18 protein-coding genes and 1 pseudogene are annotated in these 21,887 nt (G+C 58.1%); 11 read left to right on the top strand and 8 right to left on the bottom strand.

Going from position 1 to position 21,887, the window contains the following annotated elements; genetic code table 11:
- Position 1 precedes the first annotated feature (1 nt).
- Both purM and purN read left to right on the top strand, forming a co-directional pair.
- Positions 2 to 1,099, top strand: coding sequence for a phosphoribosylformylglycinamidine cyclo-ligase (gene purM / locus EMQ_RS01650; protein WP_010665842.1), 1,098 nt, complete (start codon positions 2 to 4; stop codon positions 1,097 to 1,099).
- Positions 1,100 to 1,110: 11 nt separating this feature from the next.
- The gene (purN, locus tag EMQ_RS01645) at positions 1,111 to 1,737 is read left to right on the top strand and encodes a phosphoribosylglycinamide formyltransferase (protein ID WP_010665843.1); all 627 of its coding nucleotides are present in this window, start codon (positions 1,111 to 1,113) and stop codon (positions 1,735 to 1,737) included.
- 251 nt (positions 1,738 to 1,988) lie between these two features.
- Here purN and EMQ_RS01640 read toward each other — a convergent pair whose 3' ends face one another.
- Positions 1,989 to 3,428 (bottom strand): helix-turn-helix domain-containing protein, encoded by a 1,440-nt coding sequence (locus tag EMQ_RS01640; protein ID WP_026200294.1) that lies wholly within the window; start codon positions 3,426 to 3,428, stop codon positions 1,989 to 1,991.
- A gap of 352 nt (positions 3,429 to 3,780) precedes the next feature.
- On the opposite strand from EMQ_RS01640, the gene pdhA reads away from it, so the two are divergent.
- The 5 genes and pseudogenes from pdhA to EMQ_RS17450 all read left to right on the top strand — a co-directional run.
- Complete coding sequence (gene pdhA / locus EMQ_RS01635; protein WP_026200295.1) at positions 3,781 to 4,809, top strand: pyruvate dehydrogenase (acetyl-transferring) E1 component subunit alpha; 1,029 nt, start codon at positions 3,781 to 3,783, stop codon at positions 4,807 to 4,809.
- Between the two features lie 5 nt (positions 4,810 to 4,814).
- The gene (locus EMQ_RS01630) at positions 4,815 to 6,173 is read left to right on the top strand and encodes a pyruvate dehydrogenase complex E1 component subunit beta (RefSeq protein WP_018308567.1); all 1,359 of its coding nucleotides are present in this window, start codon (positions 4,815 to 4,817) and stop codon (positions 6,171 to 6,173) included.
- Positions 6,174 to 6,185: 12 nt separating this feature from the next.
- Positions 6,186 to 7,436, top strand: a complete 1,251-nt coding sequence (locus EMQ_RS01625) for a pyruvate dehydrogenase complex dihydrolipoamide acetyltransferase (protein WP_018308568.1) — start codon at positions 6,186 to 6,188, stop codon at positions 7,434 to 7,436.
- A gap of 67 nt (positions 7,437 to 7,503) precedes the next feature.
- On the top strand, positions 7,504 to 8,913 hold the full coding sequence (gene lpdA / locus EMQ_RS01620; protein ID WP_018308569.1) for a dihydrolipoyl dehydrogenase: 1,410 nt from the start codon (positions 7,504 to 7,506) through the stop codon (positions 8,911 to 8,913).
- Positions 8,914 to 9,086: 173 nt separating this feature from the next.
- Positions 9,087 to 9,197: pseudogene (locus EMQ_RS17450) on the top strand (IS5/IS1182 family transposase); the annotation flags it as partial.
- Between the two features lie 280 nt (positions 9,198 to 9,477).
- Here the strand turns inward: EMQ_RS17450 and trpC are convergent.
- The 6 genes from trpC to guaB form a co-directional block, all read right to left on the bottom strand.
- Positions 9,478 to 10,338, bottom strand: coding sequence for an indole-3-glycerol phosphate synthase TrpC (gene trpC, locus EMQ_RS01610; RefSeq protein ID WP_010668437.1), 861 nt, complete (start codon positions 10,336 to 10,338; stop codon positions 9,478 to 9,480).
- Positions 10,339 to 10,495: 157 nt separating this feature from the next.
- Positions 10,496 to 11,608, bottom strand: coding sequence for an anthranilate phosphoribosyltransferase (gene trpD / locus EMQ_RS01605; protein WP_010668438.1), 1,113 nt, complete (start codon positions 11,606 to 11,608; stop codon positions 10,496 to 10,498).
- 30 nt (positions 11,609 to 11,638) lie between these two features.
- Positions 11,639 to 12,235 carry an anthranilate synthase component II gene (locus EMQ_RS01600; protein ID WP_010668440.1) on the bottom strand — a complete coding sequence of 199 codons (597 nt, stop codon included), beginning with the start codon at positions 12,233 to 12,235 and terminating at the stop codon, positions 11,639 to 11,641.
- Positions 12,236 to 12,280: 45 nt separating this feature from the next.
- Entirely contained in the window at positions 12,281 to 12,889 is a 609-nt protein-coding gene (locus EMQ_RS01595; protein WP_197980100.1) for a class I SAM-dependent methyltransferase, read from the bottom strand.
- A gap of 382 nt (positions 12,890 to 13,271) precedes the next feature.
- Positions 13,272 to 14,561, bottom strand: coding sequence for an RsmB/NOP family class I SAM-dependent RNA methyltransferase (locus tag EMQ_RS01590; protein WP_018308572.1), 1,290 nt, complete (start codon positions 14,559 to 14,561; stop codon positions 13,272 to 13,274).
- Positions 14,562 to 14,648: 87 nt separating this feature from the next.
- Positions 14,649 to 16,127 (bottom strand): IMP dehydrogenase, encoded by a 1,479-nt coding sequence (guaB, locus tag EMQ_RS01585; RefSeq protein WP_010668265.1) that lies wholly within the window; start codon positions 16,125 to 16,127, stop codon positions 14,649 to 14,651.
- Positions 16,128 to 16,563: 436 nt separating this feature from the next.
- Here guaB and EMQ_RS01580 point away from each other — a divergent pair, with 436 nt between their 5' ends.
- Both EMQ_RS01580 and cysG read left to right on the top strand, forming a co-directional pair.
- Positions 16,564 to 17,094 (top strand): UPF0262 family protein, encoded by a 531-nt coding sequence (locus EMQ_RS01580; protein WP_010668264.1) that lies wholly within the window; start codon positions 16,564 to 16,566, stop codon positions 17,092 to 17,094.
- A 25-nt stretch (positions 17,095 to 17,119) separates the two neighbouring features.
- A complete protein-coding gene (gene cysG, locus EMQ_RS01575; RefSeq protein WP_010668263.1) occupies positions 17,120 to 18,538 on the top strand; it encodes a siroheme synthase CysG in 1,419 nt (472 codons plus the stop codon).
- 44 nt (positions 18,539 to 18,582) lie between these two features.
- Here the strand turns inward: cysG and EMQ_RS01570 are convergent, their stop codons facing one another.
- Positions 18,583 to 19,401, bottom strand: a complete 819-nt coding sequence (locus tag EMQ_RS01570; RefSeq protein ID WP_018308573.1) for a helix-turn-helix transcriptional regulator — start codon at positions 19,399 to 19,401, stop codon at positions 18,583 to 18,585.
- 142 nt (positions 19,402 to 19,543) lie between these two features.
- On the opposite strand from EMQ_RS01570, the gene EMQ_RS01565 reads away from it, so the two are divergent.
- Together EMQ_RS01565 and EMQ_RS01560 are read left to right on the top strand one after the other, a co-directional pair.
- Positions 19,544 to 20,989: an amino acid permease gene (locus tag EMQ_RS01565; RefSeq protein ID WP_018308574.1), complete on the top strand. Its 1,446-nt coding sequence runs from the start codon at positions 19,544 to 19,546 to the stop codon at positions 20,987 to 20,989.
- Between the two features lie 12 nt (positions 20,990 to 21,001).
- Complete coding sequence (locus tag EMQ_RS01560) at positions 21,002 to 21,769, top strand: SDR family NAD(P)-dependent oxidoreductase (protein ID WP_010668621.1); 768 nt, start codon at positions 21,002 to 21,004, stop codon at positions 21,767 to 21,769.
- Positions 21,770 to 21,887 lie beyond the last annotated feature (118 nt).

The raw sequence follows: 21,887 nt of genomic DNA, 5'->3' as shown, positions 1-21,887 counted from the left end.
CATGACCGCATCTCCCCCGGAAACCTCACAGAGCGCTTCTTCCAAGGGCCTCACTTATCGCGAGGCCGGAGTGGATATCGAAGCAGGCGATGCCCTTGTCGAGGCGATCAAGCCCGCCGCCAAGGCCACGACCCGCACAGGCGTCATGGGCGGACTGGGTGGTTTCGGCGCACTGTTCGACCTCAAGGCCGCCGGCTTCACCGATCCGGTCCTCGTCTCCTGCACCGACGGCGTGGGCACCAAGCTGAACCTCGCTATCGACAGCGGCCTGCATGACACGGTCGGCATCGATCTGGTCGCCATGTGCGTCAACGACCTCGTCGTGCAGGGTGCGGAGCCGCTATTCTTCCTCGACTATTTCGCCACCGGCAAGCTGGCCGTCGAAGACGCCGCCAAGGTTGTGAAAGGCATTGCCGAAGGCTGCCGCCTGTCCGGCTGCGCCCTTGTCGGTGGTGAGACGGCGGAAATGCCCGGCATGTATGCGTCCGGTCATTACGATCTCGCTGGCTTCTCCGTCGGGGCCGCCGAGCGCGGCAAACTACTGCCGGGCGAAATCCGCGCCGGTGACGCGCTGATCGGCCTCGTCTCCAGTGGCGTGCATTCCAACGGCTTCTCGCTGGTGCGTCGCATCCTGTCCGCCGCCGGTCTCAAACTTGACGACGCGGCCCCGTTCGCACCGGGCCAGACGCTCGCGCAGGCGCTGATGACGCCGACGAAACTCTACGTGTCGCAGGTTCTGGATCTGCATCGCGAAGGGCTGCTCAGCGGCGCCGCCCACATCACTGGTGGTGGTCTGCCGGGCAATCTGCCACGCGTGCTGCCCAACGGCGTGAAAGCCGTGATCGACGGTCCCTGGGCCCCTGCCCCGGTCTTCGGCTGGCTGGCGAAGGCAGGCAATGTCGCCACCGAGGAAATGCTGCGCGTGTTCAACTGCGGTATCGGCATGGTGCTGATCACGTCCAAGCCGGATGTCGTCATGGAACGTCTGAGCAAAATGGGTGAAACGCCGATTGTGCTCGGCCAGATCGAAGCCGTCGCTGACGCAGACGCGGCCCCCACGTTGGAGATGGCCGTCTCCCCGGACTTTTCCTGGTCCTGAGGCAGTCTGACGTGAGCATCCGCAAGACCCCGATCGCCATCCTCATCAGTGGACGCGGCAGCAACATGCGCTCGTTGATCGCCGCCTGCACTGAGCCGGATTTTCCGGCCTCGGTTGCGCTTGTCCTGAGCAACAAGGAGGATGCTGCCGGACTGGATTACTCCCGCTCTCTTGGCCTGCGGACCGAAGCAGTGCCGCACAAGGCTTTCGGCAAGGATCGGGAAGCACATGAACATGCTATCGACGCGAAGCTGAAAGAAGCGGGCGTAGAGTTTATCTGCCTCGCGGGCTACATGCGCCTGCTCACACCGTTTCTGACGGACGCATGGGCCGGGCGGATGATCAACATCCACCCCAGCTTGCTGCCGCTCTTCCCCGGCACGCATACCCATGAACGTGCGCTGGAAGCGGGCGTGCGCATCCACGGCTGCACGGTGCATCATGTGACAGCAGGCATGGATGAAGGACCGATCATCGCGCAGGCGGCTGTCCCGGTCTTTCCGAAAAAGGATAGCGCAGACGATCTGGCCGCCCGCGTACTGGTGCAGGAACATGTGCTCTACCCTGCGGCATTGAAGGCTGTGCTGGTTGGAACCGGCGGCAGTGTTTCGAGTGAGGATAGGCTACTGGTGGTGTAAGAGCGTAGTGGGCCGAGACCCTTAATTAAGGATATGTCTGTTTACGTCCCTATATGTGACGTCGGAAACTATGCGGGCGAACCAGAGGAAGTCATCGGTGAGCGGGGGATACGACAGCAACCGGATATGACCGCTGCATATGACCGCTGCGCTCATGTTCACAATTCACGTCGCGGCAACCTTCATCTTCTGGCTCAAGGAATGAGACCTGAGCCGAGGATATTCAATGTAATTCAAGGTTGCATTATGCGTTAAATAAGAACCCGATAAGGCACGGTACCTCGCTCATCGCTACTCGGATCAAGCCGGAAACCGCTGGCAGGAACGGCGCGATGGCGACAGTCGATCCGGCTGCATGCCCGGCATCCCGGGCCGATCGGGACAAAGTTTCTGCTGTCTTCAATATTCAGGGCGGTCGAATAGATAATCTCGGAAGCATGCGTGACCGAGCATCCCAGCACGATCGCCACACGTCTTGTCCGTTCGAAGAAGGATGTGGGGTGACGTCCGACCGTTCTGGCGACGCTGATGAACACGCTGCCGTCTGTATCCTGCGAAAGCTGGGTCGCCAGCCTGCCAGGAATGGCGAAGCTCTCAAACACGTTCCACAGGGCGCACAGACCACCGAAGCGGGCGCGACTGAAGCGGGTGGCGCTGTAGCTTTTCAGGATATTGCCCGCGACATCCGTCTTGATGAAATAGAACGGGATGCCTTCAGCGCCCGGCCTCTGGAGTGTGGAGAGGCGGTGACAGACCTGCTCAAAACTGACCTTGAAGCGTCTTTGCAGCAGGTCGAGGTCATGCTTTGTCTCTCTGGCTGCCTGCCTGAACCGTCCGTAGGGCAGGATCAGCGCGCCAGCAAAATAGTTGCTGATACTGACACGGACGAGCGCCTGCGCATCTCCTGCGGGCAAGCCGGAGCGGCGGATGGTCTTGTCGATGATTCGGCTGAATTCAATGTCGCCAATCAGTCTGGCGAGGCAGAAGGAGCGGCTTTCCGGCGCCATGCCGGCTGAGAGATGGAGAGTTTTTTCCCGACGATCAAAGCGCCACAGCGTATCCTGTAACGCAAAGTCAGGATTGGTGACTGCGCGGATGGAATGGTGATCCAGAAGGTAGCGCTCAAACACGACGGATGGCGAAGCGCGGTCGAAATTCTCGGCCTCGTAAAGATCTTCTGCTGCCGTATCGAGGTCGTGAAAATAGTTTTTCTCGCTCTGCACCCATTCGCCGGCCGCTTCATAGTGGGGTGATCCCAGTGTGTCGGGGATGTGCGGAAGATCCTGAGTGGACGTATCGGCTGAGAAATGAGTGCGCCGTTCCGTGAGGGTGCGGTAGGAACGATACAGGTCGATAAAGTGCCGGGCCAGCCCGGGGAGCTCCTGCGCGGCTTTTCTGAATTCGTCCGCCTGCAGGTCGGACTTGAACATGGGGTCCGCAAAAACCTCCCGTAGCATCTGGATGGTGCGGATTTCCTCGTTGTCGCCAAACCAGGACGCATCCACTGCGAAAGTTCTGCAAATAGTTAGCAGCAATTGAGCCGGAATCGGCCTCAGATCGTTTTCAAGCTGGTTGAGATAGCTTGACGATATATTCACCAGACACGCCATCTCACGCTGTGTATGGCCGAATTGACGCCGAAGTTTGCGGATTCTGCTTCCTGCGAAAAGTTTTTTATGACCGGCGCTCATGTTCACATTGTACACATTTTGATGGAGGTGTTACTGCAACTTTACACCTTTCCGGCGCTTTGCAGAACGTCGCGCTCGCGTTACCAGTCTCTGGAAGGGGTAGCGCACTTGTCATGACAACCCGAACGAGGATGAGACGTTGGCGGTGAGAGAAGGAAAGATGCTCACGGGAGAGTCTCTCCGGTCATCGGTGGCGGGCGCTTGGTGATCGCCGGGTGGGATCGGGACGGAAAGGTGTCCGGATAGCCTAAGGTGTTTTTCTTTAACTACTTGAGAATTAACGATAATATTTATAGTTAACGGCTGCGATTATGTGCCAGACCCTGACAACCGATGAGGTAAAGGTAAGTTCATGACCGAACAGAATAATGCGGGGCAATCAAGGCCTGACAGCGCAACGGATGGCCGGAATCACCCCGGATTGACCACGGATCAGCTCAAGCAGGCTTATTACGACATGCTGCTGATCCGTCGTTTTGAGGAAAAAGCCGGGCAGCTTTATGGCATGGGCCTCATCGGCGGCTTCTGCCACCTCTATATCGGTCAGGAAGCCGTGGTGGTCGGCCTTCAGATGGCGCAGAAGGACGGTGACAAGGTCATCACCTCCTATCGTGACCATGGCCAGATGCTCGCAGCAGGCATGGACCCGCGCGGTGTGATGGCGGAACTGACAGGACGTGCGACCGGCCTTTCCCACGGCAAGGGCGGCTCCATGCACATGTTCTCCCGTGAGAAGAACTTCTATGGCGGGCACGGCATTGTCGGCGCTCAGGTGGCGCTCGGCATCGGTCTGGCTTTCGCCAACAAGTATCGCGGCACGGATGAGGTCTCCATCACCTATTTCGGTGAAGGCGCATCCAATCAGGGACAGGTCTTCGAGAGCTTCAATCTTGCCGCCCTGCACAAGCTGCCCTGCGTGTTCGTCATCGAAAACAACCGCTACGGCATGGGCACCAGCGTCGAACGCGCTTCGGCCTCCAAGGCGCTGTGGAAGAACGGCGAGCCGTGGGGCATTCCCGGCAAGCAGGTTGACGGCATGGATGTGGAAGCTGTGAACGCGGCCGCCAAAGAAGCCATCGCGCATTGCCGTGCGGGCAAAGGCCCTTACCTGCTGGAAATGTCCACCTACCGTTATCGCGGCCATTCGATGTCCGATCCGGCGAAGTATCGCCAGCGTTCGGAAGTGGACGAAATCCGCCAGAAACATGACCCCATCGACCATGTGCGCAACCTGCTGAAGGCGGCGGGCGTGGATGATGCCGACTTCAAGGAAATGGAAACTAAGGTGAAGGAAATCGTCGCGGATGCGACCGAGTTCGCCAAGACAAGCCCGGAGCCTGATCCTTCGGAACTGTTTACCGACGTGCTGGTGGGAGAATAAGACGGATGGCTATTGATATCCTGATGCCAGCGCTGTCGCCGACGATGACCGAAGGCAAGCTGGCCAAGTGGAACAAGAAAGAGGGCGATACGGTCTCTTCTGGTGAAGTGATTGCCGAGATCGAGACGGACAAGGCGACGATGGAAGTCGAAGCCGTGGACGAGGGTATTCTCGGTAAGATCCTCATTCCGGAAGGAACGGAAGGTGTGGCGGTCAACACGCCCATCGCCATTTTGGTCGAGAAAGGTGAGACCGTACCGGAAGGGCCGTCCGCAGGCAGTGGCGAGGCTCGTCCTGCGGCTGAAGAAGCGCCGAAAGCGGCGGCTCCTACGGCTGTTGCTTCTCCTGTCGTCACGACGACCAGCGAGCCGGAAAAGGACTGGGGCGAGACGAGCGAGATCACCGTGCGTGAGGCGCTGCGTGACGCGATGGCTGCCGAGATGCGCCGTGACGAAGACGTCTTCCTGCTTGGTGAAGAAGTCGCCCAGTATCAGGGCGCCTACAAGGTGTCACAGGGTCTGCTGGACGAGTTCGGCGAGAAGCGCGTGATCGACATGCCGATCACCGAGCATGGCTTTACAGGTATGGCTACGGGTGCGGCGATGACCGGCCTGAAGCCGATTGTCGAGTTCATGACCATGAACTTCTCCCTGCAGGCGATCGACCACATCATCAACTCGGCCGCCAAGACGCACTACATGTCCGGCGGTCAGATCTCCTGTCCGATGGTGTTCCGTGGCCCGAACGGCGCGGCGGCCCGCGTGGGTGCTCAGCATTCGCAGTGCTTTGCAAGCTGGTATGCCCATGTTCCGGGTCTGAAGGTTGTGGCTCCGTGGTCGGCGGCCGATGCGAAAGGCCTGCTGCGTGCGGCCATCCGTGATCCGAACCCGGTGATCGTGCTTGAGAACGAGATCCTCTACGGTCAGAAGTTCCCATGCCCAGTGGATGAGGACTTCATCCTGCCGATCGGCAAGGCGAAGATCGAGCGTCCGGGCAAGGACGTGACCATCGTGGCGTTCTCGATCAGTGTTGGCACGGCACTCGCCGCGGCTGAACTGCTGGCCGAGAAAGGCATCGACGCGGAAGTCATCAACCTGCGTACAATCCGTCCGCTTGATACCGCGACCATCGTCGAGAGCGTGAAGAAGACAAGCCGTCTGGTCACGGTTGAAGAAGGCTGGCCGTTTGCCGGTATCGGCGCGGAAATCGCCATGCAGGTGATTGAGCACGCCTTCGACTGGCTCGATGCGCCGCCGGTGCGCGTGGCTGGTCTCGATGTGCCGATGCCGTTTGCCGCCAACCTTGAGAAGCTCGCCCTGCCGCAGCCCGACTGGGTTGTGGACGCCGTTTCCAAAATCGTCTGAGGGAAAGACATCATGGCTATCGATATCCTGATGCCCGCTCTCTCGCCGACCATGACCGAAGGCAAGCTGGCGAAGTGGAACAAGAAAGAGGGCGATACGGTCTCTTCTGGTGAAGTGATTGCCGAGATCGAGACGGACAAGGCGACGATGGAAGTCGAAGCCGTGGACGAGGGTATTCTCGGCAAGATCCTCATTCCGGAAGGCACGGAAGGTGTGGCGGTGAACACGCCCATCGCCATTCTGGTCGAGGAAGGTGAGGCGGTGCCGGAAGGCTCGTCCACTGCCGCGCCCAAGACGGAGAAAGCCGAACCAGCAAAGGCCGAGGCTCCTGCGCCAAAGGCTGCTGCACCTGCGCCGCAGGTGAAGGCTCCTGTGGAGAAGGGGAACCGCGTGTTCGCTTCTCCTCTGGCCAAGCGGATTGCCAAGGATGCGGGTATCGACCTGTCCACCCTGAAAGGCAGCGGTCCGAATGGCCGTATCGTCAAGAAGGACGTGGAGGCGGCAAAGGCTGGCGGCGGTGCTTCGGCGGCGAAGTCCGCGCCTGTGGCAGCCTATACGCCGGGTGGTTCGACCAGCACGCCGCATTCCACCATGCGCAAGGTCATCGCCCGTCGTCTGACGGAATCGAAGACGACTGTTCCGCACTTCTACGTCTCGGTTGACGTGCAGCTCGATGCGCTGCTCGCTCTGCGTAGCCAGCTCAACGCGGCGTCACCCGCCGAGGGGCCGGATGCGTTCAAGCTGTCGGTCAACGATCTGCTGATCAAGGCTGCTGCCGTTACCCTGCGTCGTGTGAAGGGCGTCAACGTCTCCTACACGGACGAGGCGCTCATCGAGTATAACGACGTGGACATCTCGGTGGCCGTGTCCATCCCGGATGGTCTCATTACGCCGATCATCCGTCAGGCTGATCGCAAGTCGCTGCGTGAGATCAGCAACGAGATGAAAGATCTCGCGTCCCGTGCGCGTGCGGGCAAGCTGAAGCCGGAAGAGTTCCAGGGTGGATCGTTCTCGATCTCCAACATGGGCATGTTCGGCGTCAGTTCTTTCTCGGCGATCATCAACCCGCCACAGGCTGGTATTCTGGCCATTGCGGCCGGTGAGAAGCGTGCGGTTGTGAAGGCGGACGGGTCGCTGGGTGTGGCTACGGTGATGACCGTGACGCTCTCGGTCGATCATCGCGCCATTGACGGCGCTCTGGCCGCCAAGTGGACCGCAGGGTTCCGCGAAGTGGTGGAAAACCCGTTCACGCTCGTCGTCTGACAGGCCGTTCCGTCGGGCGGGCAAGAAGTAGTTCCTGCCCGCCCGACGCTCAATCAGGAAATATCATATGAGCACCACCGATTTTGATCTGATTGTTGTGGGTGGCGGTCCCGGCGGCTATGTGGCGGCTCTCCGTGCGGCACAGCTGAAACTCTCGGTCGCGGTTGTCGAAGCCAACCATCTTGGCGGCATCTGCCTTAACTGGGGCTGCATCCCGACCAAGGCGCTGCTGCGCGCTTCCGAAATCAATCACCTGCTGCATGATCTCGGGCAGTTCGGTTTTGCCGTGGATAATCCACGCTTCGATTTCCAGAAGGTCGTGGCCCGTTCGCGCGCTGTGTCGAAGCAGCTTTCAGGCGGCGTGGGCCATCTGCTGAAAAAAGCGAAGGTTCCGGTTTTCGACGGCTTTGCGAAGCTGGCTGGAACGGATGGCAAGAAGCGCAAGCTTGCCGTGGCACTGAAGGACGGCAAGTCGGTCACGCTGACGGCGAAGAACGTCATTCTGGCGACTGGTGCCCGCGCCCGCACGCTGCCGGGGCTGGAGCCGGACGGCAAGTTTGTCTGGTCCTACCGCGAGGCGCTTGTGCCGGATGAACTGCCGAAGCGCCTGCTGGTGATCGGCTCCGGTGCGATCGGCACGGAGTTCGCCTCCTTCTATCGCAACATGGGTTCCGAAGTGACGCTGGTGGAAGTCGCGGATCGCGTGCTGCCGGTTGAGGATGAGGAAATCAGCGGTCTCGCCCGCAAGGCGTTCGAGAAGCAGGGGATGAAAATCCTCACCGGCGCGAAACTCGGCACGCTGAAGAAGTCCGACAAGGACGTCTCGGTCGAGATCGAAGCAGGTGGCAAGAAGGAAACCTACACGTTCGATCGCGTGATTTCAGCCGTGGGTATTGTCGGCAATGTCGAGAATATCGGTCTGGAAGGTACGAAGATTGTCGTGGATCGCACGCATATCGTGACGGACGATCTCTGCCGCACTGGTGAGCCGGGCGTATTCGCCATCGGTGACGTGGCTGGCGCTCCGTGGCTGGCGCACAAGGCGAGCCATGAGGCGGTCATGTGCGTTGAAGCGATTGCTGGCAATCATGTGCATCCGATCGATGTGACGAAGATTCCGGGCTGCACCTATTGCCGTCCACAGGTGGCTTCGGTCGGCTACACGGAAGCCAAGGCGAAGGCAGCCGGTTATCAGGTCCGCGTTGGTCGTTTCCCGTTCATCGGCAATGGCAAGGCGATTGCCATGGGCGAGCCGGAAGGTCTGGTGAAGGTCGTGTTTGACGCCAAGACCGGCGAGTTGCTGGGCGCGCACATGATCGGTGCGGAAGTGACGGAGATGATTCAGGGCTATGTCATCGCTCGCAGTGGAGAACTGACGGAAGCGGAGCTGAAGGAAACCATCTTCCCGCATCCGACAATCTCTGAGTCGATGCACGAAGCCGTGCTGGCGGCTTATGACGGAGCGCTGCATTTTTAATTAAGGCGGCCTTCCGAGTTCTGACGCCTCTTCCGGGTAGCACGCCTGGAAGAGGCGTTTTTTGTTGTGTTTAATGACGAGATGTGGGTGGAATGCTTTCCATCGATCTCGACTGTCCGGCGTTGCTTCTCTGCTTGGCGAGATGCCTGACTGTTCGAGGTCAACGAATAGTACTGGTCATGCGCCGGGAGATCGAGGGGCGCAAAGTTTCTCTGAGAGCCAGTATGATTGACAGCCAGTCGGTGAAAACCACGGAAAGTGGCGTGATTTCAGGATCAACCGCGTGGACACTGACCGCCTCAATCCGAATGCTCACACGACGAACAGCAAAATATAGTCAGGGTTGAAAAACTTTCGGGTCAGACTCTTACTCGCTCAGACTGTAGACAGTTTATTGAGTGTTTTCGCAAACTGATGCTTTGTTTCCTCTTTCAGAGCATACATGTTTCTTGCCTGAAGCTTGCTTGGAAACAGATTTTTAAAAGTGAATGACCACAACAGACAACCAATTGCTTGTGAAACAACCTGTGTGGTCGAGACTTACGCTTTAACGAGCTTTCCCAATCAGGCAACTGGCTTCATCAGAGCCTTCAACGCCTCACCCGGATCAGGAGCCCGCAGAAGCGATTCACCGACGAGGAAACCACTGGCTCCCACCGCTGAAAGACGTTTCACATCTTCTGCCGTCTTGATGCCACTTTCCGACACAATGATCTTGTCCGGCGGCACGAGAGGCGCGAGCTGGATGGTCATGTCGAGATCAGTGGTCAGGGTCTTGAGATTACGGTTGTTGATCCCAATCAGCGACGTATCGAGCGCCAGCGCCCGGTTCAGTTCCTCTTCCGAATGGACTTCAACCAGCACATCCATGTCGAGACCCTTGGCATGATCGACCAGCGCCGCCGCTTCCTCATCCGTCAGAATCGCCATGATCAGCAGAATGCAGTCCGCACCGATCACCCGGCTCTCATAAACTTGCCACGGATCGATAATGAAATCCTTGCGAAGCACAGGAAGCTCACAGGCAGCACGCGCGGCGATAAGATCGTCATTGCTCCCATGGAAGCAGGAACTTTCCGTCAGAACAGACAGACAGGCCGCACCAGCCGCTTCATAGGATTTGGCGATACCGACAGGATCATACGGATCACGCAGCAGACCTGCCGAGGGAGAGGCTTTCTTGATTTCGGCGATAAAGCCGGGAACCATCTCAGCGGTCTTGTCCTTGAGCGCCCGTCCGAAACCACGCGAGGTAAACTGCGTCTCCAGAGCCTTCGCCGTGATGTCTTTCAGACTCAGCAGCGTCGAACGGTGAGCCACCTCCACCTTCGTGCGCGCCACAATCCGGCCAAGAACATCCGATGGCTCGGAACATGCCTCAGCATTGGTCGCGACTGGCACCTGATCCGATGTCTCGTTCATCATGTCTCCGTCTCGTAAATGAACATGGATGACTTTATCGCTGGCTGAGCACGCTCATGCGATATTCAGAGCCATTTCACGCGCCGCAGAATGGCGCGCCCTGTGCAGCAACATTACACCGCTACGGGATAGCATATCCCTATAAAGTGATCTTGCGGTTTTATCCAGTAACTCCGCGAGCTGCTTCCAGCGAGGCCAGAGCCGCGCCGCTATCGATAGAGGATGCCGCCAGACTCACCAGCCTGCACAGAACATCCCTATCCACTTGACCGGCGCCATTCAGAACCTGCCCTCTCCCCGCAATATGCAGGCCACAGGCAGCATTGAAAAGCACCGTATCACGATATGGACCACGAGATCCGCGAAGCAAGGCCTCCAGCGCTCTGGCGTTCTCGTCAGGCCCTCCTCCCGCAATCGCGGAGACAGGCGCACGGGTCAGTCCTGCCATTTCCGGCTCAAGGGTGAACCGATGACGTACCCCCCCTTCAAACGCTTCGACATAGGTCGGGCCAGCCAGCGTGATCTCGTCAATCCAGCGGAGTGATGAACCCGGGATTTCGCCACAGACCGCCCATACCCGCGTCGAGCCAAGCTTCGCCAGCGTATCAACAATTGGCGCCAGCCATGCCGCATCGGACACGCCAACCAACTGACGGGTCACGCGGGCCGGATTGACCAGAGGTCCAACGAAATTGAACAGGGTCCGCACACCAAGCGCCCGCCGCACACCCGCAGCATGACGCATGGCGGGATGATGGTGCGGAGCAGCCATGAACGTCAGATTTCTCTCACGCAGATCCGCTCCCAGCGTGGCGACATCCTCCTTCAGAGGCACGCCAAGCGCTGTCAGCACGTCAGACGCGCCAGCCTTGGAAGACAGCGCCCGATTACCGTGCTTGGCTACTGGCACCCCCAGCCCCGCCAGCACGAACGCAACGGACGTGGACACATTGAGCGTGCCATGGCCGTCACCACCCGTGCCGCAGACGTCGATCGCATCCGGCGGTGGTTCGTGCAGGGCTTTCATCCGGGAGCGAATGGCCTTCACGGCACCGAGCAGTTCGTCCTGCGTCTCTCCACGGACGCGCATTCCCATGAGCAGCGCTGCAATCTGCGCTCCATCGGCAACGCCATCCATGACGAGCCCGAAGGCTTCTTCCGCCTGAGCCTCGGAGAGAGGCTTGCCCGTAGCGATATGACGCAGAATGACCCGAAACCGCTCGCGTGCCGCTGTCTGCGGCTCCTCAGCCGGAATCGTCGCCGGTCCGCTCATGTCCGAAATCCTGTGGTCATCGAAACAGCCCTACGCCACCCGCCGCGTGTCATTCCACGTGCGCGCCATCGTCAGGAAATTCCGCAACATGTCATGACCGCCTTCCGAGGCGATGCTTTCCGGATGGAACTGCACCCCATGCACAGGATACTGGCGATGACGCAGCCCCATGATGATGCCATCCTCCGTCCACGCCGTCCGTTCCAGAACCTCTGGCAGCGTTGACGCTTCCACAATCAGACTGTGATAGCGCGTGACGCTGACCGGATTCGGTAGCCCTGCGAACACATCCGTGTTCTCGTGATAGACTGGCCAGACCTTGCCATGCACAGGCTCCGGCGCACGGACCACCTTGCCGCCAAAGACCTGTCCTATGGCCTGATGTCCGAGGCACACACCCAGAATCGGGGTCGTCGGCGCGAGCGCGCGGATCACGTCACAGCAGATGCCCGCCTCGTTCGGCGTGCAGGGACCGGGTGAGAGCACGATGGCTTCCGGCTTGCGGGCGGCCACTTCTTCAACGCTCAGGGCGTCGTTACGATGGACTTCACACTCCTCCCCCAACTCGCCAAAATAATGGACGAGGTTGAAGGTGAAGCTGTCATAATTGTCGATCAGCAGGATCATGGCGTCATGATGACGTTCTCAGCCGTTCCGGTCAAATGGTCAGTCTCACATCGAAGCAGAGCGTGAAGATCGCCTGATTGCCATCCAGCTTTTTGTCAGCCCAAAAAAATTTTCCGGTTTGATTTCCGCATCGGGAAACAGGGTTCGTATCTGTCGATCCGTAACACTATTCGCGTCCGCGACATAGGCTTGAGCTTCGGCTGCGTTTCTGGCGCGCGGATAATGCCCGCAGGAAAACCGACGTACAAGAAACAGCCGAAACACCTTTGGCAACCAGTGAAACCCGATCATGCAGGTATGGAATTCATAGGGAAACCAGTAATTCGGAGCCTGAACATAATAAACCGGAGCAAGACGACGCACTTCTTGAGCCATACGCTTCATATCTTCCAACGTCCCGACATGCTCGATCACGCTGTTGGAATGAACAAGATCAAATGTGTTATCCGCCAAATCAGGGAGAGAAGTCGCATCACCAACAATACACTGTATTCGGGTGTCATCACTGGTATACTGAACCAGATTAATCACTAGGACTGTAATCTCTGGCCGTTCCTGAAACGCTGGAAAATCGCGCCAGTAATCTGGAGTTCCTCCCAGATCAACAATCCGACACGATTTCCTGTCAACTACAATATCGTCAATCAGCGTCATGATGATGTTGAACCGCTTATGCCGGTATGGACTACCTGACGATACATTGACCATCTTTTCTCCATCGGCAGTCGCCGGAGACCGACCCGCCGTTACTTTCAATAACATTCCGCGACAACGGAAAAACAATAGATAAGTTTTTTTATTTCGAAATTAATCGCACTTCAGAGAAAACCAGCTTACGAAAACAAGTCAATTGCCAATAAACCGACATAAAAACTGCATGAATTATAATATCAGGCAGTTTTTATGCCGACTCAACCTTCGTCTTGATATTACTCAATGAAATTGACCAGTATCGGAGCGCAACGACACCATACTTGTCCATCTAGCTGATTCAATCCTGTTTTTGTCACAGTCTTCAAATCAGAAGACTGCTCTCTTATTCCTTGCGTTCCAGCACGGCAGCGAAGAAACCGTCCGTGCCATTTCTACCCGGTGTCAATGAGAGCATGGATGAACCAGCCAGAGATGCCGGCACTTCCGGTGCACCCGGCACAACCGACACGAAGTCAGGATGACGGGCGAGGAACGCCGTGATCTGGTCGCTGTTTTCGGCGTTCAGGATCGAGCAGGTCGCATAGACCAGTCGCCCGCCGGGTCGCACGAGCGCAGCCGAACGATCCAGAATCTCCGCCTGCTTGACGGTCAGCTCCTTCAGATCGTTCTCTTCCAGCCTGACCCGCGCATCCGGGTTACGTCGCCATGTGCCCGTTCCCGTGCAGGGCGCATCCACCAGAACGCGATCGAACGATTTCGCTCGACGCTTGGCCCACTTGTCGCCCGGTACCAGCAGATGTCGCTCGGCATTATGGATGCCCGCCCGACGCAGACGCTTCACCGCTCCCTCAAGGCGCGGCACCGATACATCGCAGGCCACGATATGCCCGCGATTCTGCATCATCATCGCAATAGCGAGTGTCTTGCCGCCTGCTCCCGCGCAGTAATCAAGAATTCGCATCTCGGGGCGCGCGCCCAGCATGGCGACAACCAGTTGGCTGCCCTCATCCTGAATTTCGACCAGCCCTTCCTTGAACGCCGTGCTCGCCGTGACCGGCTGACGCCCGGACAGACGCAGGCCCCACGGAGAAAGCTCGGTCAACTCGGCGCGGAAACCATCCCGCAACAGGACTTTCTGCGCAGCCTCCCGATCGCCTCGCAGCGTATTCACGCGCAGATCGAGCGTGGCTTCCCCGGCCATGGCCGCCAGTTCGGTCTCCAGCGTCTCGCCGAATGTCGCTTCCAGATGCGGCAGCAGCCAGTCCGGCACTTCCAGACGCACGGCGCGCGGCATGCTCATCTCGTCCAGTCTGTTGGCAGCAAGCGTCTCCAGATAACGACGTTCATCACGTGCCAGCGCGCCGGGAGCAAACTTCCCTTCAACAAAAGACTGAGCGATGTCACCGAAGCTTTCGCCCGCCAGAAGCTGCCTGACCGCAACACGCAGACGCGGTGTCGCTTCACCGCCAACCTGTGCGATCAGCCACTCAGCCCGACGCCATTGACGCAACACGTCCCAGACAATGGCGGAAATCGCACGACGGTCACCACCGCCGATAAAGCGTCTCTCACGGAAAAAACTGTTGGCGGTAGCGTCAGCAGGACGGCGCGGCGCGGCATCCATTGCGGTCAGAAGGTCGATTGCGGCCGCAAGCCGGGCGGAAGGCGTCATCGGGTATCCTGCGTCCTGATCCGAAGTCTGGAAATGATGGAGTCAAAAAGTGGAGAGACCTCAGCCTCTCCACCATAAAACGTCGCCTTAGTCGCGGCGGTAGTTCGGTGCTTCGCGCGTGATGGACACGTCGTGGACGTGGCTCTCACGCAGGCCAGCATTAGTGATGCGACGGAAACGGGTATTGGTCTGAAGCGCCTGAATAGTGGCAGAGCCGGTATAACCCATGCCCGCCTTCAGACCGCCAACCAGCTGGTGAACCACAGCACCCATCGCCCCTTTGTAAGGCACGCGGCCTTCAATGCCTTCCGGCACCATCTTCTGCGTGTCCTTCACTTCCTGTTGGAAGTAACGGTCCGCCGATCCCCGCGCCATCGCGCCAAGGCTGCCCATGCCGCGATAGGATTTGTAGGAACGGCCATCATACAGGAAGACTTCGCCGGGCGCTTCGTCCGTGCCAGCCAGCAGTGAACCAACCATCACGACGTCACCACCCGCGGCAATGGCCTTCACCAGATCGCCAGATGTCCGCACACCGCCGTCAGCAATCGCCGGAACATTGTGCTCATGACACGCAGCGGATGTTTCCAGAATGGCGGAGAACTGCGGCACACCGACGCCAGCCACGACACGGGTCGTGCAGATCGAACCGGGACCGATGCCGACCTTCACGCCATCCGCGCCGACTTCAATCAGCGCACGCGCCGCTTCCGGTGTCGCCACATTGCCGGCAATGACCTGCACATCGCTGTTCGCTGCCTTCACGCGCTCAACCGCCCGCAGCACGCCCGAAGAGTGGCCGTGCGCGGTGTCGATCACGAGCACATCCACACCGGCTTCAATGAGCAACTGAGCGCGCTTGAATCCGTCATCGCCCACGCCTGTCGCGGCTGCGCAACGCAGCCGGCCCAGACCGTCCTTGATGGCCAGCGGATGCGCCACGGCCTTATCCATGTCCTTGACCGTGATGATGCCGACACAGCGGTTGGCGTCATCAACGACCAGCAGCTTTTCGATGCGATGCGTATGCAGCAGCTGGCGCGCCACGTTGGCGTCAGCGCCGTGACGGACGGTGACAAGATTGTCGCGCGTCATCAGTTCGCTGACTTTCTTGGACGGGTCGGTCGCAAAGCGGACGTCACGGTTGGTGAGAACACCGATCAGTTCCTGCGTGCCTGGCTGTACCACCGGAAGACCGCTGATACCGTGATGGCTCATGATCGCACGAACCTCGGCCAGCGTCTGCTCCGGCCCGACCGTCACCGGGTTCACGACCATGCCGGATTCGAAGCGCTTCACCCGACGGACCTGCTCGGCCTGCTCTTCAGCTTCCAGATTCTTGTGAATGACGCCCATACCACCGTGCTGCGCCATGGCAATCGCCATCGCATATTCGGTGACAGTGTCCATCGCAGCGGAAACAAGTGGAATGTTGAGGTCGATCGTGCGGGTCAGCCGGGTGCGGGTATCGGCGTGCGCAGGCAGCACGTCGGACGCCGCAGGGACCATCAGCACATCGTCAAATGCGAGGGCGTCTGTAATACGATCGTAAAGTGAAATGGCCATGGCGCGCGGGACCCCTCTCTGTGTTGCGGGCATCCCGGTCTCATGCGCAGGACAGAATAGGCGTCCAGCTTCCCCGACCAAACCATCTTCCCCAGACCTTACAGATGTCGGGAATCGACACCACAACGCTTTAATCGGCGCTGTTGGTCAGTGGAAGGGCGGTCGTGACACTCTGCCGCGGGTTCCCCACCGTTGGCGGCTCCTCATAAGCACTCTGCCGGACGCTGACAAGAACAACCACACGAATGATATCACGTGAGTGTGATGTGGCGGCGGTATTTTACAGAAATTTACCTGACTTTTCCGTAGGATTTGCAAGATTTGCAGATCGGTCTGTGTCAACCTGAAAGAGCGGTGTCTTCCCCGGCCCAAACCGGCACCACCGCCCATAAAAACAAGAACAGGCAGAATCCCGGAAGCGGGAGGAGACGCAGGCGTGACAAAACTTCTTCACAACCGTGGCCATCGGGACGAACCTACCCTTCCATCAGACCGGCCGGATGCCCTGATGGCCGTTGTCCTCGACAGTACGCTCGACCCTGCCACCGACGCCCACCCGGAGCGTCGCAAGGACCGCGAACAGGCCATTCTCGATCTCTGTCAGACCGCCCATTTCCGCCCAGAAGGCCTCTCGGGGCCGTTCATCCTGCACATCGCCGTGCAGGGACTATCCGGGCTCGTTTTCGACGTACGGAACGAGGAGGACATGCCGCTCTACGCGCATGTAATCTCCCTCTCGCCCTTCCGTCGCCTCATCAAGGATTACGCCCTGATGATCGACAGTTTCGAAGCCGCGATGGAGGAAGGCAACCGGACAAAAGTGCAGGCTATCGACATGGGACGACGCGGTGTTCATGATGAGGCTGCGGACCTACTGGTCGAACGGCTCACTGGCAAGATCGCCATGGACCTGCCGACGGCGCGACGTCTGTTCACCCTGATGTGCCTCCTGAGCCAGCGAGGCTGAACCTTCTTTCCTGAACCGGAGCCCCATGACCGCGAACGATCTTCTCGCAGAATCAAGAAACATCTGGTTTCCGGTCGTGCTTCGCCTCGACAATACGACAAAGACACTGGTCATCGGGGGCGGTGAGGTTGCAGCAAACAAGGTGTCGCTGCTGCTGGCGACAGACACGCGGGTTGTCGTGATTTCTCCGACCCTGTGCGGTGAACTTGAAAGAGCACTGAAATCAGGCCGCCTGGAACACATCGCTACACAGGCGTCTCGGGAGGTGCTGGAGGCGCAGTTGCCGGGCGCAAGACTCGTTTACGCCGCGACCAGCGACAGGGCGGTCAATCATCTCACGGCAGAATTGGCGCAGAAGATGAACATTCCCGTCTGCGCCGTGGACGACCCCGACCCGTCCTCCTTCATCACCCCCGCCATTGTGCGGCGTGGTCCGGTCATGGTCGCGATCTCTACCTCCGGCGCAGCACCGGTGCTCGCCCGACGCATCCGCGAACGGATAGAAACGCTGCTCCCTGCTGGCATCAGCCGTCTCTCCCGCTTCATGCAGGGTGCTCGCGGAAAAATGGCGCAGATCCACCCGTCGCCGGAGACCCGTCGCCGGGTCTGGGAAAACTTCCTCGATGGCAAGGGTGCGGAACAGGCACTGGCCGGGGATGAAACCGGAGCATCCGCAACCCTCGATCGTCTTGCGTCAGACGAAAAGGGCGGAGGTGAAGTCTGGCTCGTCGGAGCAGGTCCGGGAGACGCCGATCTTTTGACACTGAAAGCCCTACGGCTGATGCAGAACGCTGACAGCGTGCTGTATGATCACCTGCTGCCGCCGGATATTCTGGATCGTGTGCGTCGGGACGCCGAACGGATTTTTGTCGGCAAGCAAAAAAGCAACCACGCCCTCCCCCAACCGTCCATCAATGACGAACTCATCCGACGCGCAAAAGCAGGCGAACGCGTGCTGCGTCTAAAAGGCGGCGATCCGTTCATTTTCGGCCGTGGTGGCGAGGAAATCGAGGCGCTTATGGAAGCGGGCGTCCCATTCCGTGTCGTGCCCGGCATTTCCGCCGCCAACGGGTGCGCTGCGTCGTCAGGCATTCCACTGACGCACCGGGACTGCGCGCAGTCGTGCCTGTTCCTGACCGGCCATGCCCGTGCGGATGGCACGCTGGATCTGCCGTGGCACACCATCGCGCTGCGTGGCCAGACAGTGGTCATCTATATGGGTCTCGGCGGCATCGCCTCTTTGTGTGAACAACTGATTACGCACGGACTGCCTCCCACATGGCCAGCCGCCGTCATTGAAAAAGGCACCCAACCCGATCAGCGCGTGATTACTGCCGACCTGACATCCCTGCCCCGTCTAACGGTCGAACAGGATTTCCGCAGTCCAGCCCTGATCATTGTCGGCGAGGTGGTGAAGCATCGTGTTGTGTCGCCTGAAATTTAGGCATCTCGATACTTTTCAAAAAATACAATGGTGAAATTTTCGATTCAGTTTCGGATCATGGACTTGATAAAATGAGAAAACAGCATGCTCTGACTTGAAATATCAAGCTTTGAGTATATGTTTTTTCGATGGATTTTTACAGTTCCCTCGGTAATTCCGAGGTTTTTTGCAGCTGACAATGAGCTATGGCCACGCAAAAGAAGAGCCACCACATCCTGCTCACGAGGGGAAAGCCTCTCACGCTCGAAATTACGAAACGAGACATTCAAGGTTTCACGACTGAATTCCACTCCCTCCTGTTTCGATGCTTCCAGTTTCACGTGGCGAAGCCACTGACGCATCATGATTGCGTTGATGAGTGGAGCAAATGACAGGAGGCCGGCAAACTCCTGCTCTGAAAAAACCACGCCACCCCTAGATCGCATCAGGGAATAGACAAGTATCGTTTCATCCGGAGCACGCGCGCAAAAAGCAATTTCCTCCACCAGGCTCCCGCTTTCCATTGAAATACAGGGATGAACGAGTGGCGAGAGGAAATACTCGCTTTCAAAAAAAGCATCAGGCGCCAATGCGCTCAGGCGATAAAGTCCATCCGGCAAATCCTGCTTGCAGGCAACATAGACAGCATCGAGGAGATACCCTCCCGCCAGATAGTCTCCCATGGCGTTTGGGAGCGATATTTCCTTCAGGCCGTCATGAAGGACTTCCGGCCTGCCTGATGGCGGATATGAAAAGACTACGGAAATATCAAATTGCGCCACATGACCAAGGATCCGGTCAATTTCCGGAAAGATAGAGGCATCATCCGCTCTGTTGACGGCCAGAACAGCCAGTTCGACAACAGCATCAACAAGATCGATCACAGGGATTTCCTCTCCTCGCTTCAGACAAGGCATCCTCGAACTATCCCTTTGGGGATATATCCTCGGTTCTCCGCACGCCATATCATTACGATACAACAACTATAAAAGTTGAATGCACTATCCGCCAGCAACGGAGATGACAATGGCAGGCGACGATCCCGTCATCCAGCCTGATGACAGCAACCTGGAACAATTTGGCTACAAGCCGGAATTCCACAGAGTTCTGGGCTTTTTTGCCAATTTCTCCGTGGGCTATTCTTACATGAGTCCACTCGCGGGATTCTATGCATTATTTGCCTATGCCCTCACGACAGCAGGCCCGTCATTCTTCTGGACGATGCCACTTGTTCTGCTGGGGCATACAGTCAACGCCCTGATTTTTGCTGAAATATCCTCACAGTATCCCATCGCTGGCGGTGTTTACCAATGGGCGCGTCGGCTTGTCGGAGAGCGGTGGGGCTTCCTCACGGGATGGATGTATTTTCTAGCGCTCGTCGGTGTAGCTGCTGGCCTCGCAGCAGGGGTTGCCCCCTATCTGGCCGCGCTGATCGGGGTGGAAGCCACGAATACTTTCGACAATTGCGTATCCCTGATCATCATCGTTCTCTCAGCCTCCCTCAACCTGATCGGCACCAGAGTTCTGGGAAAGATGAGTGAACTTGGCGTCTGGGCCGGCCTGATCGGTCTGGCTGTTTGCGGTGTCTATATGCTGCTCTTTGCCCGTGTTCAGCCTTTCCACGTTCTGTTCGAGGATTTCGGTGTGGGTGCCGGACACCGCACAGGCGCCATGCTGGCGGCAAGCCTTCTCGGAATATGGATATTTTTCGGCCATGAAGCCTGCGGTGATCTTGCGGAAGAAGTGCATGATGCTTCCCGGGAAGTGCCGCGCGCCATGCTGACCACCATGCTCGCTGGCGGTGGATCGGCTCTCCTGATCGCACTCGGCATGATTCTGGCTGTTCCCGATATGGCAGGCGCGGTTTCAGGAGCCGTCTCCAATCCGGCTGATGCGGCCCTGAGAAATGCACTCGGCCCCATGGGGGCAACCGCCATGTTCGGATGCCTTATGCTGGTTGCATTCAGCGCCACAATTTCCGTTATAGCTTCGACCAGTCGCCTTCTGTTTTCCATGGGACGAGACCGGATGATTCCATTCTCCGCCTCAATGTCGCATGTCAATCCACGGACAGGACTGCCTACCGCAGCCGTCATTGCCGCAACAGTCCTCCCGTGCGTCGTTCTTCTGGTTGGCAGCTTTGCCCCGCACATTGCCGAAGCCGTCATCAACTTCGCCACTGCCGGTATCTACACGACGTTTACAATGGTGCTGCTCGCAGCTGTCTTTGCCCGCCTGCGTGGCTGGAGTCCCTCTGGGCCTTTCAATCTGGGACGATATGGCTGGGCTCTTACCGTAGTAGCGCTTGCTTTCGAAGTCGGGGCCCTGATCAACCTTGTATGGCCCCGTCCGTCTTCACCCGATCAGAGTATTGTCTCAGTCATGCTCATCCCGATCGTCTTGATTATCGTTTTCTGTATTGGCATCGCTTTTTCCGCCCACCAGTCCGTGACAGATCCCAGATCCTGCTAAGGAAATAAAAAAATGAAACAGAAATTTTCAAACAAAACTGTCATCGTTTCGGGAGGTGCGACAGGTGTGGGTGCGGCCAGCGTTGTCCGTTTTGTTGAAGAAGGAGCACAGGTCGCAATATTCGACCGCAACGTGACAGCCGGAGAACGTCTCGCAGAGCAGCTTTCAGCCGACGGACACAAGGTTGTCTTCTTTCATGTCGATGTTTCTGACCCACACATGGTCACTGAAGGAATGCAGGCCTGCATCAACACTTTTGGCAAGGTCGATGTTCTTTTCAATCATGCCGGAACCATACTCATCAAACCGTTCCTCGAGATTGAAACAGAAGAATGGGATCAGCTCTTTGCGGTCAATGTGAAAAGCATGTTTCTTGTGACCAAGGCAGCATTGCCTCATATGATTGCAGGCGGCGGAGGAGCCATCGTCTGCACATCTTCAATTTCCGCCGTAGCGGCGACCCCCACCGAAGTCGCCTACAACGCCACCAAAGGCGCGTGCCACATGTTCGCCCGCGCCATCGCCGTTGAATTCCGCGACCGCAACATACGGTGCAATGCGGTCTGCCCGGGCTTTATTGACACTCCCCACGGCCAGAAGGAAATTTCAGCCCTCAAGGCGCATGGGGTTGGCGCGTCGGAGGAAGAACTGACAGCCCGTCAGGGACGCGCGGCCACTCCCGAAGAAATTGCCGATGCCGTGCTGTTTCTTGCCAGCGATGACGCCCGCTTTGTCAATGGCGCACAGCTTTTTGTGGATAACGGCTTCACTGCCTGGTAGCCGTATTACCAGCCCGATCTGGTCAGTCCATTTACAAACAAAAGATAAAAATCGACTGACCAGTCTCACATCCTGTCATCAGAGCAGGATAACGGTTTGCCACGGACAATTTTTTACT

The organism is Acetobacter aceti NBRC 14818 (assembly GCF_000193495.2).
GTDB lineage: Bacteria > Pseudomonadota > Alphaproteobacteria > Acetobacterales > Acetobacteraceae > Acetobacter > Acetobacter aceti.
The sequence above is the reverse complement of the archived record's forward strand: the minus strand, read 5'-3'. Positions and strand labels throughout refer to the sequence as shown.

Bases quoted from the DNA above. Each gene is read 5' to 3' on its own strand.
- purM (WP_010665842.1), top strand. From the start codon at position 2: ATGACCGCATCTCCCCCGGAAACCTCACAGAGCGCTTCTTCCAAGGGC.
- EMQ_RS01640 (WP_026200294.1), bottom strand. From the start codon at position 3,428: ATGAGCGCCGGTCATAAAAAACTTTTCGCAGGAAGCAGAATCCGCAAA.
- pdhA (WP_026200295.1), top strand. From the start codon at position 3,781: ATGACCGAACAGAATAATGCGGGGCAATCAAGGCCTGACAGCGCAACG.
- EMQ_RS01630 (WP_018308567.1), top strand. From the start codon at position 4,815: ATGGCTATTGATATCCTGATGCCAGCGCTGTCGCCGACGATGACCGAA.
- EMQ_RS01625 (WP_018308568.1), top strand. From the start codon at position 6,186: ATGGCTATCGATATCCTGATGCCCGCTCTCTCGCCGACCATGACCGAA.
- lpdA (WP_018308569.1), top strand. From the start codon at position 7,504: ATGAGCACCACCGATTTTGATCTGATTGTTGTGGGTGGCGGTCCCGGC.
- trpC (WP_010668437.1), bottom strand. From the start codon at position 10,338: ATGATGAACGAGACATCGGATCAGGTGCCAGTCGCGACCAATGCTGAG.
- trpD (WP_010668438.1), bottom strand. From the start codon at position 11,608: ATGAGCGGACCGGCGACGATTCCGGCTGAGGAGCCGCAGACAGCGGCA.
- EMQ_RS01600 (WP_010668440.1), bottom strand. From the start codon at position 12,235: ATGATCCTGCTGATCGACAATTATGACAGCTTCACCTTCAACCTCGTC.
- EMQ_RS01595 (WP_197980100.1), bottom strand. From the start codon at position 12,889: ATGACGCTGATTGACGATATTGTAGTTGACAGGAAATCGTGTCGGATT.
- EMQ_RS01590 (WP_018308572.1), bottom strand. From the start codon at position 14,561: ATGACGCCTTCCGCCCGGCTTGCGGCCGCAATCGACCTTCTGACCGCA.
- guaB (WP_010668265.1), bottom strand. From the start codon at position 16,127: ATGGCCATTTCACTTTACGATCGTATTACAGACGCCCTCGCATTTGAC.
- cysG (WP_010668263.1), top strand. From the start codon at position 17,120: ATGACCGCGAACGATCTTCTCGCAGAATCAAGAAACATCTGGTTTCCG.
- EMQ_RS01565 (WP_018308574.1), top strand. From the start codon at position 19,544: ATGGCAGGCGACGATCCCGTCATCCAGCCTGATGACAGCAACCTGGAA.
- EMQ_RS01560 (WP_010668621.1), top strand. From the start codon at position 21,002: ATGAAACAGAAATTTTCAAACAAAACTGTCATCGTTTCGGGAGGTGCG.